Origin of the sequence: Frankia sp. AiPa1 (assembly GCF_023243075.1) — a bacterium.
In the GTDB taxonomy this organism is placed as follows: domain Bacteria; phylum Actinomycetota; class Actinomycetes; order Frankiales; family Frankiaceae; genus Frankia.
On sequence record NZ_JALKFZ020000042.1, the window covers coordinates 1 to 10,935 of the forward strand.

Sequence of the window (10,935 nt, forward strand, 5' to 3'; positions counted from 1 at the left end):
CCGAGGCCACCGAGGCCACCGAGGCCACCGAGGCCACCGAGGCCACCGAGGCCACCGAGGCCACCGAGGCCACCGAGAGGATTGAACAGGAAGGAGCCTCCGAGCATGACGCTCGGAGGCTCCTTTGGGGGTAGCGGCTGTGTCAGTCGTCGGAGGTCAGACGCTTCCTCGGCTGGTCACGGTGGGTCAGTTCGTCGCGGATCGAGTTGCAACGTTCGGTGAGTTCGCGCGCTTCCGCGTGGGCAGCGTCCCGGACTTTGATCACGGAGCGACGTGATCCGTACTTGCCGCCGTAGGTCTGTTGGGCGACGGTCGCGAACATGCCGGTGCGTCCAAGGTCATCGGCCTGGTTCGCCACGTCCATGACCTTCTGCAGGGTCGGGAACTCACGTCCGTCTCCCCACGCCGCATCGAAGATCACTTCCGACATGGCCGCGAGGAAGGTAGACGCGGCCAGATGCTTCGCCTGCTGCTCCGCCACGTCCGGCGTGGCCGCTTCTGGCTTGCCGGGACGGTAACCGTTGCGCTTGGCAGCGTCCCCAACGGCCCACTGACGGATCAGGGCACGGTCCGCGAGGAACATCTCTCCGTTCTTCGGCTGGTACTGCCACTGGTCGGGTTCACGGGTGGCCACGTCGACCGAGGCGACCACACACCCACGAGTGATCATTCCGAACCGGCGGGCGAAGATCAGGACTGCGTCCTGGGCAATGTCGTCAGACACATCGTCACTGCCGTAGATCCCGCGTCCGTCCCGGGCGATCGTGGCCGAGCGGTCAGCGCGCTTGCGGGACCGGGCCGAGTCCGCCTTCCAGCAGTACCGGTGCGCGTGCTCGACGATCGCGACCCAGTCCGCTTCGGTGACCCGCGCCATGTCCTCCGCCGTGACCGCCTCGGCAACAACGGAAGGAATGTCCCGGGAGAAGAACGAGGAAATGAAGGAATGCGACATGGAAGACTCCACGCAAGAAGGGGATTTAGCGCCGCGCGCCGGGCGCAACACGCCGATAACTAATAATCCCTCTCGCTCCAGCGGAAATCAATACCCCGAGATGGCCTTTCTTGGATTCTCCGAAGATTTCCTCGGCCACATTTCTGCAGGTCGGAGACCCCTTTAAATCGCGGCACAGAAAAAGGAAAGGGAAGAACGAACCCCGACGGCCAGCGTCAAATAAACAACAAATACAGGGGAGGTGAAATGCGAATGATTTCGATGGATTGAGGCTGCCCAGAAAAGGGGCTTTATGGCTGGCTCGCGGGTTACTCTCCGTCGTCTTCCCGCCGCCGTCCCGACTATCTCCCGGTACCCGGGGGTACCAGTCGGGCTGTTCTTGGGCGGTGCCAGCAGGACGCCGACCTGCACGAGTCCTCGACGCAGGGTAGCTCATCAAATGGGAGACCGGGATGCGTACCGGATGGGCTAACGGACGGGCTCTCCGATGGGCGTGTAGCGATCGGGGGTAGATGGCCACCCGTCGTGATGGTTGACCAGTAGATGGTCAACAGCCGGGATAGTTGGCCAGCCTGCGGGAAGCGCCGGGAGATGCCGGTAGCAGGCCGACGAAGGAGTTGACCTCAAGCGGACTTGAACTCTTAGCCTGACCGTCGCAGGGCCAAGCGGTCTTATCGGCCCCACACCTTATCAACGACGGCCGTTCGGCGCAGGAGCACTAAGGAGCACCGTGCCTCATCTGAGGGACATCACCGACCGAGCAGAACTTGCCTCCCTGGTCAGTCAGCTTGGGCGCTGGCTGGACACCGGCGACGACAAGGAGGGGCGCGCGATCTTCCACGAGGACGCCATCATCCACAGCGCTCGCGGCGGCGCCACGGGGATCGACGACATACTCGACTATTCGCGGCGCACCAGCGACGACAACGAAAATTCTCAGCATCTGATCACCGACGTGCTCGTCGAGCTTGACGGGGACCGCGCCACCATGACGGCGAATGAGCTTGTCGCGTACTTCCCGTCGAGACAGGTCTTTCCCCCGCTCTTGAGGCTAGTCGGCCTGCGTTTCGCGTTCCAGGCGCTCCGCACCCAAGACGGGTGGCGGCTCACCCGCGTTGAGGTCACACCGCTCTGGCGGCAGGAGGCATGACCGCGCTCCCGATCAGACCCGTCCACCTGGCCGGGTTCACGGCCTCCGACGTCCGCGGGCACGCTCATGGGCCAATCGCCGCATTGGCCAACAACGGCCGCGTCCGGCGGCCCTGGCACTGGCCAACAACCGCGGCATGCCAGCTCGGAGTGGCCAGGTAGATCCGTTCCCTCCAGGGCGTGTAGGAGACGGATCTACCGGCGGGCCGCCGCTGTAGTTGGTCAGGAGCTGGCGTGCCGATCCGGCCTACTTGGCAAGGTTCGCTGGTCACGGTCTCGCAGCGCTCCTGCTGCGCAGTCTGCTGGCGTGCCAGCGATCGCCAGCTGGGGCAGCGGTTGTCCGGCTGTTCCGCTGGCGCTTGCGCCCGCGGCGTCCTCGGGCTCCCAGCGCAGCAGGTCGCCCGGCTGGCAGTTGAGCACCTCGCAGAGCGCCGCGAGGGTCGCGAAGCGCACCGCCCTGGCGCGGCCGTTCTTGAGGACCGCCAGGTTGGCGGGAGTGATCCCCACGCGGTCCGCGAGCTCGCCCACGGACATCTTCCGCCTGGCCAGCATCACGTCGATGTCGACGGCGATCGGCATCAGATCACCTCGTCCAGCTCGGCCTGCAACTGCGACGCCTCGACATCGCGAGCAACGGCCTGGGCGAGCAGCATCCGCAGCACGAGCACGATGAGCGCGACCCCCAGGACGGCCAAGCCGACCCCGCCCATGATGACGGTGACTCCCGGGTCGTCCCGCTGACCCGGCGCATTGAGAACCGTGACCGCGAACCACACGAGGGCAGCCGCCACGATCGCACCGATCACGACGTCCACGTACCGGAAGGCGGCGCGGGAGAACACGGTTCCGCGCCGCACCATCGTCACCAGCCGCCCCACGCAGAGCAGGACAACCTGGACCGACACTATGCCCAAGATCGTGATCACGCGCAGCGGGGTCAGCGGGAGCGACCCGTCCTCGGGATCGCTCCCACTGACCAGCGCCCACACCATCCCCGCCTGGACAAACACGGTGCCGGCGAGCACCACCCCGAGCACAGCGCGCAGCGCCCCCACCGTCAGCCGTCCCATGACCCATCCTTCCATCGATTCACGATGGGAATCTATTGAATATCGATAGGTTGAGCAAAGGCTGGGACGGAGGGCAGACGACGGTTTCGCGCCGCGGCGAGACGCCGCCACCCCTGTCTCCCCGCGCTTGCGGCGGCCAGGTCTCGGCCCGGGGAAGGGAGAACGCGGCACACTCATGGCAGCGCCCGGTGGCGCGACATCCGATCAGCCGTTCGTGACCTCAGCGACCCGTACCCGGTCCGTCGTGGTGGTGGTGGTGTGCCGACCAGTCGATGCCGCAGAACACCTTCACCTGCGGCCGAGTTCGGCAGTGAGGAAGCGCGTGTCGAGCCAGGGCCGGGTGGTCTGTCCGGTGAACGGGTCGGTCAGGTCGCGGCCGTAACGGTCGGCGATCTCGGTGTCGTCGTCCTCGCGGACGGTCCAGCCATTCGGGTACAGCCACTGGGCCGGGTGCGGACGGGGCTCGGTGTTGATCAGCGATCGCGCCTCGATACCGGACCGGCGGCTGAGCTGCTCCAGCGTCGCGGTGTCGGAGGCCAGGCGGTCCAGGTCCGCGACGCGGTCCAGCGCGAGGCGGCTGCCCACGGCGGACAGCTGGTGGATCTTCCGCAGCAGGTGTTCCTCGGCGGTGGCAGGAAGGTAGCCGAGCAGACCCTCCGCAACCCACACGGTCAGCACCGTCGGGAGAAACCCTGCCGCGGCGAGCGCGCCCACCCAGTCCTCGCGCAGGTCGGTGCCGACCGCGACACGCCGGCAGCCAGGCGCAGTCCGGCTGCCGCGCAGCACGTCGTTCTTGAAGGCGAGCACCCCCGGCTGGTCCAGTTCGTAGAGGGTGACGTCGGACGGCCAGGGCAGTCTGAACGCCCGCGTGTCCAGGCCCGCGGCAAGCAGAACGACCTGGCCAGCTCCGTCGCGGACCGCGTCCAGGATGACGTCGTCGTAGAACCGCGAGCGCACGCCGATGAAGCGGGAGGTGTGCAGGTACAGTCTGTGCTGGTCACTCACCGGTTCACCCTCGGCGGGCCAGCGCAGTGGGAACGGAACCGGCGAGTCCACCGCGCCCAGGAACACGGCCCCGAACGGGTCGTCGATGAGCGCGTCGGGCATCGATGACTCCACGCTCCGAGATGCGGCTATACCGAGGGCCGTGATGCCGGGACCGGTGACAATGTCCCAGGTCCGCTGCTCTGCCATGCCGTGTTTCCCTTCACTGTGGGGAGCCAACAGGAGGCTGGCCGTGACCTGGGATGATCCCATCCCGGGCCTGGGACCCACCTCCACTGGCCGCCGACCACCACGGCCCCGAACTCCTTCCTGGGCGGACGCCGTCGACAGGACCAAGCGATAGCGGCCACCAGGACCCGACCCAGCAAAGGGCTTTGGTCATCCGCCCCCGATGATCAACGCGGGAATGGAGATCACCTCGACCTGGACCGTCGAGACCGTGGTCAGGCCCTCGAACGCTCCGGTCTGACCGGCGCCGGCCCAGGTCACGTTCCAGGTCACCGTGGCGGTCACGGGGAACGTCCCACCCGGCTGATCTTCCGACACACGCTGGTAGGTGTGGCCGCAGTCCGGCGACGACGCCTTCGGATCAACATCGGCGCGGTACGGGGTGCCCGGCCCGGCACAGCGAACCTCGGAGCCGTCACCCATCGTCCACACCACGCCGACAGGCATGGCCGTGGCGGTGATGGCCGTGGCGGTGACGGAGACGCCGCCGGCGGCGGCCGTCGCGGAGGCCGGATTCCAGCCGGCCGGATCCAGCCACATCCACGTCGGCAGGCGGATCAACTGCCGGCCCGTCGGACTCAGCCCAATCGCCGGCCCCCGCAGATGCAACTGGCTCCGGGCCTGCTCCGCGAGCGCCGCTGGATCCGGGGCAGCATCGGCCGGCCCTCCCTGCCCATCTGCGATCCACACCGGAGGTCGATACAGCGCGTCTCGCACGCCCTGGGTCTGGCGCTGGTATACGTACCAGGCCCCGGGCTGCCCGTCCGGAACGGTCGCGGCCAGCTGCACACGTAGACCTCCGGGGTGGCCCAGCGCGGTCACGATGCGTGGGCCGTCACGGTGCGGCACGGTCTGGAACAGCACCGGCTGGGTCGCGTCGGAGGGCGGCTGGAAGGCGCTGCGTACGTAGGAGCAGCGGGCGAGTTCCGATGGATCGAGCGAGGTGTCACCCGGCGGACGGGTGCGCGTACCGCCGCCTGGCGATGCAGTGTCGTGGTCGGGCGCCGGCGGTGCTTCCTGGCCGGGCGGGGCGGCGGGCTCCGCGTCCTGGCCCGCGCCAAGCTCGCATCCAGGATGCGGGTTCTGCGCGCATGTCGTGAACGCGTAAGGATCCCGTGCGAGCGCCGGAACCGCGGACACGGCTACCAGAGCCAAGGATGTCGCGACCACGGCCGCGGAGCGCCACGACCTCAGCATGATCCGAGGCCTTCGACCGCGAACCGGGTGACCTTCCACGACCCGTCCTGGTGAAGGCGCACCTCGGAGGTCACCGCCCGCCGACCGCCCGGTTCGTCGTCGACCAGGCTGCCGTCAGTGCGGTATTGAAGCCAGTTCGTGCTGTCCGCACAATCGAACAGCATCACCGCGGTCGGGGCATCGGACGGCTCCGCGGAGGTAACCCGTGGCTGCAGGACGGGCGCACCACGTGACTCGAAGCCATTGAGATGATCTGCATACAGGCTGCCTGACAGCACCTGCAGGGCCGAGCCCGAGGCGTAGCGTCCCAGCGCCGGGGACTGCCAGTTCGAGGTCTGGCTGGCTTCCGCCATCGCGTTCCACAAGCTGACGTAGGCATCAACCGCCTGCCGCTCGGCGTCGGCCGCAGCCGACGCCAGTGTTGGGGATGGCGTTGGTGTGCTGGACGGCGTCGGGGGTGGAGGCGGTGCGGGATCGCCATCGGAGCCGCAGCCCGTGACGGCGACCACCAGTACGACGGCCGCCAAACCACTGACGATGATCGTCCGGCTTGGTCGGTGCTGATACCGAGAGCTGTTGCGACCTGCCACCGCGTCCACCTCGCACCGGTCGTGGCGTCGGCCCGTGGCATAGCGGCTGCGGACCGTCTCCACCCATACGTACCGCGCGAGGTCGGACTGGTCTCGTTCCAACTTTGAAGTCGGAACGGCCAGCCAGCAAGATTTGACACTTTCAGCCCATTTCAGCCAGCCACGCTGATGGCCTGTTTGGGTGATGCGAGTAGGAAATATGAACCAGATGATCGCTGTCATGTTTGGGACTCGGCGCACCGTGGCCGCCGAGATCCGCGGAGACACTGAGACCGGCCAGGTTTCGCCCTGGGCTGCCGGCGCGTTCCCTTCCGGCCCTCGAACCTCCAGGCCCACCAGCGGCCAGGACGAGGTGCTCGTCTATACGACCGGCAAAGGCTGCACCGGGGCGCTGGATCGAACCACTGAGAGCGCGCGGAGTGGCGCCGTCCGCGCAGCCGAGATCACCGCTTTTCGCTCTCCGTGTAAGCCGCAGCTGCATGTGGCCACGGCGCTGGCACCCATGGAGTCGATCACCAGCCTGTCTGCGGGTCGGAGGCAGGCGCGGTCGTGGACGTCGAGCAGGCTGTGCACGTCTGTCCCGTAGGTGGCCGCGAGCAGCGCGAGAACCTGCGGGGTGAGCCGCCGCCGTTCGGCCGGGTGGGGCCAGTGCTCCAGCTCACAGAGATGGGGACCGGTCATAGTCGCTCTGCCGTCGGTGTCGATGTCCAGGATGGCCGCGTGATCGTTGATGTGCTCCGCAGCGCGGAGGAGCGTCCATCCGTGGGCGTGGCGGAACGCCGCCCGGGGACGGAACCGATAGCGGCGGATGAACTCGTCCGCGATCTCCGCGGATGTTGACCCGGCATCCAGCATGCGGTCTCGTAGATCCTTCTGTTCCGCTTTCAGGCTGGCTTTCCTCATGGCCGCCCTCCCGGTCAGGTCCTGACACGCACGCGGTTCGCGACGGACTCGGGTGGATAGGGGCGGTGCCAGGTGTCCAGTCCGCGTAGCGCATCGGCGACCCGCTGCAGGGTTTCCGGGTCGGTGCGGTATGTGACCGGCTCCGTGGGCTCCGGCCCAACGGTCGGTGCTCGGGTCGGCATCGCCGCATCCCTGTCCGTAGGTTCCGGCCGCAGGCCGCCGGGGATCTGCGCCCACACGACCTTGCCGCCGGTCTTGGCGCGGTACCACGACCATCGGCTGCTCAGCGCGCCGACCATGAGCAGGCCCCGGCCGTCCTCGCTGTCGGTGTTCGGGTCGGTGATGCGGGGGCCGGCGTCGTTGCTGTCCCACACCTCGATCAGGACGCTTCCGCTGGTCGCGGTGAGCCGTATGGCCATGACGTCGTCCGGGTAGCTCGCCTTCGCGGCGTTCGAGGCCAGCTCGCAGACGACGACCTCAGCGACGCTGACGGCGTCCGGGTCGACGGACCACGTGGTGAGCATGTGCACGGTGCTCCTGCGCACCTTGGGGACAGCGGCGGTCGTGGACGGGAAGTGCGCCACCGCCACCCGGATCGCGGACGAGGCGCCCCCGGTCATGCCGATCCCCGCGCAGCGCTGCGCGTGCGGCGACCGGTGATCGTGGCGCTCATCCGCGTGCGGGTCGCGCGGGCAGGCAATGCGACGAGTCCCCCACGCCCTGGGCCAGGCTGGGCAGGTCGCAGCGCGGGAGAACGGCGAACTCTACCCACGCCACCAGCTCGCAGCGCGCCTGCGACAGACGGCGGCTGACCTTCGCCACCCGGTCATCCACGGTCAGGGGAAGGCGGGTCAGCGCCTGCCGCAGGCGCCGGTGCGCCCACTCGTGGGCGGTGTCAAAGTCGCCGAACGCGCCCAGCGGCCGTCCCTCCGCGTCCCACACCACGTACCGGTGTTCCTTCATGGCCCTGCCCCCTTGCCGACCGGAAACGATCTCCTGGCGTGCCCTTCGTTCCACGCCCCAGCGCCGTCATGGGCAGCGCCGGGGGTACTGGCAGAATGCACCCGTTGAACTCTCATACGCAAGTACGTATGGCTGATACGTGAGTCTGTGTTGATCGGCCTGAGACAGGGGCTGGCAGACTGCTACCGGGAGAAGGGAGGGCGATGCCGAGCACACCAGGCCCCACCGTGCGGCGCCGGCGCCTGGGCGCGGAGCTGCGCCGCCTGCGGGAGGCCAAGGAGCTGACCGTCGACCAGGCCGGGGAACACATCCACCGCAGCGGGCCGACGATCAGCCGGATGGAGACCGGCCAGTTCCGGTTCATCCTGCGCAACGTCTCGGACCTGCTCGATCTCTACGGCGTCACCGACGACGAGCAGCGTCAAGCCCTGCTGGCGCTGGCGAAGGAGAGCCGCAAGCCCGCCTGGTGGCACTCCTACGGCGATCTCGTGCCCCGCTGGTTCCAGGTCTACATCGGCCTGGAGGCCGAGGCCTCCACGATCACGACCTTCGAGAGCCTGCTCGTCCCCGGCCTACTCCAGACCGAGGACTACGCACGGGCGGTCATCCGCGCCGCCTCACCGGAGCTCCCCGCCCACGAAGTCGACCGGGCCGTGGAAGTCCGGTTGAACCGGCAGAAGATCCTCACCGGAGATCAGCCCGTACAACTCTGGGCGATCCTCGACGAGGCCGTGATCCGTCGCCACGTCGGAAGCCCTACCGTCATGGCCCGGCAACTGGACCGGCTGATCGAGGCGGCCGAGCAACCCGCGGTGACGATCCAGGTCGTGCCGTTCACCGCGGGCGCCCACGCCGGCATGATCGCAAGCTTCACGATCCTGGGCTTCCCCGACACCGGCGGAGCCTCCGAGACGGTCTACATCGAAGCTCCTACGGGCAGCCTCTACCTGGAGAAACAAGCCGAGGTCCGACGCTACGAGACCTGGATGAACCAGCTCCGCAGCTCCGCCCTCGCGCCCAACCCCAACACCCTCTCGATCATCAAAGCGGCACGTGAGGACCTACAGCGATGACCACCCCCAGCGCGGATGCCCCACTGAACTGGCGCAAGAGCAGCTACTCCGGAGGCACCGGCGGAAACTGCGTCGAGGTCGCCACCCTCCCCGACGGCGGCCGAGCCGTCCGCGACTCCAAGAACCCAGGCGGCCCGGTCCTGCACTTCACAGCCACCGAATGGGCCGCCTTCCTCGCCGGCGTACAGGGCCACGAGTTCGACTCATAGCCGGATCAACAGCTCCGGGCCCCGTCCCTCTCCGGCCGGCCGACGCGTCGGACCAGCCGCCCGTGCGGAGCATCGGAGGCAGCGCTAGTCCACCTCCATGATCGCCACCTGCCACCTACCGGCTATCCACCGACCGGTTCGCCCCTTATGGCACTCTCTAGAGCGAACATCATCTATCCGGCCGAGGGGACGGCACCGTGGCGCAGCGGTGGGATTTCTTCATCTCCTACACCGCCGCCGACCAGGCGTGGGCGGAGTGGATTGCCTGGGAGTTGGAGGACGCCGGCTATCAGGTACTCGTTCAGGTGTGGGACTTTGTTCCCGGTTCACACTGGACCACCCGTATGAGCGAAGCCATCCAGCACGCCGAGCGAACCGTCGCGGTCCTCTCACATGCATACCTGACGTCGGTGTACGGCCAGCAGGAGTGGGAAGCGGCGTTGCGTGCCGACCCTCGCGGATTCGAGCGGAAACTGATCCCGGTGCGGGTCGAGGACTGCCCGCGCCCCGGCCTGCTCGGAGGGGTCGTGTCGTTCGACCTATTCGACTACGAACCCGACGCTGCCCGCCAAACCCTTCGCGACAACATCAAAGCTGCGATGGAGGGACGGGGGAAACCCGCCGTTGCGCCGGCCTTCCCTGCTTCCACTGCCCGACTCACTTCCGGTCAGCCCTCCGGACTGCCCGTGCCCACCCTCCCCGACTCCGCGGCCCCTCCCAGCCCTGCATACATCATCGACCCGAGTTCGCCCACGTCGGTGGCAGCCCGCCAGCCGGTCCGCCGCCCGCATGTATCTGCCATCGTTACCAGCTACGCCAGAGCCGTGCACGGGGTGGCATTCACCCCGGATGGGGAGCTCTTGGCCACCGCCAGCCCGGCCAAGAGCGCGCAGCTGTTGGATGTCGCCGACCCAACCCGACCCCGGCACCTCACTACCCTCACCGGCCGCCTCACCAGGCTTGCTGGCCGTACCATCGCTATCCTCGACGTGACGTTCTCCCCTTATGGGGACATCCTGGCCACCGCCAGCTGGGACAAGACCGCCCGACTGTGGGACGTCGCCGACCCGACCCGGCCCCGGCATCTCACTACCCTCACCGGACACTCAGGCAGCGTGGAAGGCGTGGCGTTCGCCCCAAATGGAGCCCTCCTGGCCACCGCCAGCGCCGACAAAACCGCTCGACTGTGGGACGTTTCCGACTCAGCCGGGCCCCTGCACCTCGCCACCCTCACCGGCCACGCAGGAGTCGTGCGCGAGGTGGCGTTCACTACTGATGGAGACATCCTGGCCACCGCCAGCTGGGACAAGACCGCCCGACTGTGGGACGTTACCGACCCAGCCCGACCCAGGCACCTCACCACCCTCACCGGACACTCAGGCGGTCTGGATGACGTGGCGTTCGCCCCGAGTGGGGCCGTCCTGGCCACCGCCAGCGCCGACAAAACCGTACAGCTGTGGGACGTCACCGACCCCACCCAACCCCGTCACCTCACCACCCTCACCGGACACTCAGGCAGCGTGGAAGGCGTGGCGTTCGCCCCAAATGGAGCCCTCCTGGCCACCGCCAGCGCCGACAAAACCGTACAGCTGTGGG

13 protein-coding genes are annotated in these 10,935 nt (G+C 67.9%); 4 read left to right on the plus strand and 9 right to left on the minus strand.

All coding sequences use genetic code 11. The features are described 5' to 3' along the window. Positions 1–142 precede the first annotated feature (142 nt). Positions 143–952 carry a hypothetical protein gene (locus MXD95_RS06275; protein WP_250639601.1) on the minus strand — a complete coding sequence of 270 codons (810 nt, stop codon included), beginning with the start codon at positions 950–952 and terminating at the stop codon, positions 143–145. A 730-nt stretch (positions 953–1,682) separates the two neighbouring features. Here MXD95_RS06275 and MXD95_RS06280 point away from each other — a divergent pair. After that, positions 1,683–2,102, plus strand: a complete 420-nt coding sequence (locus MXD95_RS06280; protein ID WP_250639590.1) for a nuclear transport factor 2 family protein — start codon at positions 1,683–1,685, stop codon at positions 2,100–2,102. 221 nt (positions 2,103–2,323) lie between these two features. On the opposite strand, the gene MXD95_RS29550 is transcribed toward MXD95_RS06280, so the two are convergent. The 8 genes from MXD95_RS29550 to MXD95_RS06320 form a co-directional block, all read right to left on the minus strand. Next, a complete protein-coding gene (locus tag MXD95_RS29550; RefSeq protein WP_480024005.1) occupies positions 2,324–2,680 on the minus strand; it encodes a helix-turn-helix domain-containing protein in 357 nt (118 codons plus the stop codon). Continuing rightward, complete coding sequence (locus MXD95_RS06290) at positions 2,680–3,171, minus strand: DUF2975 domain-containing protein (RefSeq protein ID WP_250639591.1); 492 nt, start codon at positions 3,169–3,171, stop codon at positions 2,680–2,682. Before MXD95_RS06290 ends, MXD95_RS29550 begins: the two co-directional genes overlap by 1 nt. A 288-nt stretch (positions 3,172–3,459) precedes the next feature. Beyond that, positions 3,460–4,428 carry an SAM-dependent methyltransferase gene (locus tag MXD95_RS06295; RefSeq protein WP_285223539.1) on the minus strand — a complete coding sequence of 323 codons (969 nt, stop codon included), beginning with the start codon at positions 4,426–4,428 and terminating at the stop codon, positions 3,460–3,462. A 126-nt stretch (positions 4,429–4,554) separates the two neighbouring features. Further along, the gene (locus MXD95_RS06300; protein WP_250639593.1) at positions 4,555–5,601 is read right to left on the minus strand and encodes an ATP/GTP-binding protein; all 1,047 of its coding nucleotides are present in this window, start codon (positions 5,599–5,601) and stop codon (positions 4,555–4,557) included. Continuing rightward, positions 5,595–6,413, minus strand: a complete 819-nt coding sequence (locus tag MXD95_RS06305; RefSeq protein ID WP_250639594.1) for a hypothetical protein — start codon at positions 6,411–6,413, stop codon at positions 5,595–5,597. The genes MXD95_RS06300 and MXD95_RS06305 overlap by 7 nt, the downstream gene beginning before the upstream one ends. Before the next feature lie 138 nt (positions 6,414–6,551). Continuing rightward, positions 6,552–7,094 (minus strand): hypothetical protein, encoded by a 543-nt coding sequence (locus MXD95_RS06310; RefSeq protein ID WP_250639595.1) that lies wholly within the window; start codon positions 7,092–7,094, stop codon positions 6,552–6,554. A 14-nt stretch (positions 7,095–7,108) separates the two neighbouring features. Beyond that, the gene (locus MXD95_RS06315; RefSeq protein ID WP_250639596.1) at positions 7,109–7,714 is read right to left on the minus strand and encodes an ATP-binding protein; all 606 of its coding nucleotides are present in this window, start codon (positions 7,712–7,714) and stop codon (positions 7,109–7,111) included. 49 nt (positions 7,715–7,763) lie between these two features. Continuing rightward, positions 7,764–8,057 carry a hypothetical protein gene (locus tag MXD95_RS06320; protein WP_250639597.1) on the minus strand — a complete coding sequence of 98 codons (294 nt, stop codon included), beginning with the start codon at positions 8,055–8,057 and terminating at the stop codon, positions 7,764–7,766. Positions 8,058–8,260: 203 nt separating this feature from the next. Between MXD95_RS06320 and MXD95_RS06325 the strand changes: the two genes are divergently transcribed. The 3 genes from MXD95_RS06325 to MXD95_RS06335 all read left to right on the plus strand — a co-directional run. Next, positions 8,261–9,130, plus strand: coding sequence for a helix-turn-helix domain-containing protein (locus MXD95_RS06325; RefSeq protein WP_250639598.1), 870 nt, complete (start codon positions 8,261–8,263; stop codon positions 9,128–9,130). Continuing rightward, positions 9,127–9,339 carry a DUF397 domain-containing protein gene (locus MXD95_RS06330; protein WP_250639599.1) on the plus strand — a complete coding sequence of 71 codons (213 nt, stop codon included), beginning with the start codon at positions 9,127–9,129 and terminating at the stop codon, positions 9,337–9,339. The genes MXD95_RS06325 and MXD95_RS06330 overlap by 4 nt, the downstream gene beginning before the upstream one ends. Positions 9,340–9,536: 197 nt before the next feature. Further along, on the plus strand, positions 9,537–10,935 hold a 1,399-nt coding region (locus MXD95_RS06335; RefSeq protein ID WP_250639600.1), incomplete at its 3' end, for a toll/interleukin-1 receptor domain-containing protein.

Bases quoted from the DNA above. Each gene is read 5' to 3' on its own strand.
- MXD95_RS06275 (WP_250639601.1), bottom strand. From the start codon at position 952: ATGTCGCATTCCTTCATTTCCTCGTTCTTCTCCCGGGACATTCCTTCC.
- MXD95_RS29550 (WP_480024005.1), bottom strand. From the start codon at position 2,680: ATGCCGATCGCCGTCGACATCGACGTGATGCTGGCCAGGCGGAAGATG.
- MXD95_RS06290 (WP_250639591.1), bottom strand. From the start codon at position 3,171: ATGGGACGGCTGACGGTGGGGGCGCTGCGCGCTGTGCTCGGGGTGGTG.
- MXD95_RS06295 (WP_285223539.1), bottom strand. From the start codon at position 4,428: ATGGGATCATCCCAGGTCACGGCCAGCCTCCTGTTGGCTCCCCACAGT.
- MXD95_RS06300 (WP_250639593.1), bottom strand. From the start codon at position 5,601: ATGCTGAGGTCGTGGCGCTCCGCGGCCGTGGTCGCGACATCCTTGGCT.
- MXD95_RS06305 (WP_250639594.1), bottom strand. From the start codon at position 6,413: ATGACAGCGATCATCTGGTTCATATTTCCTACTCGCATCACCCAAACA.
- MXD95_RS06310 (WP_250639595.1), bottom strand. From the start codon at position 7,094: ATGAGGAAAGCCAGCCTGAAAGCGGAACAGAAGGATCTACGAGACCGC.
- MXD95_RS06315 (WP_250639596.1), bottom strand. From the start codon at position 7,714: ATGACCGGGGGCGCCTCGTCCGCGATCCGGGTGGCGGTGGCGCACTTC.
- MXD95_RS06320 (WP_250639597.1), bottom strand. From the start codon at position 8,057: ATGAAGGAACACCGGTACGTGGTGTGGGACGCGGAGGGACGGCCGCTG.
- MXD95_RS06325 (WP_250639598.1), top strand. From the start codon at position 8,261: ATGCCGAGCACACCAGGCCCCACCGTGCGGCGCCGGCGCCTGGGCGCG.
- MXD95_RS06330 (WP_250639599.1), top strand. From the start codon at position 9,127: ATGACCACCCCCAGCGCGGATGCCCCACTGAACTGGCGCAAGAGCAGC.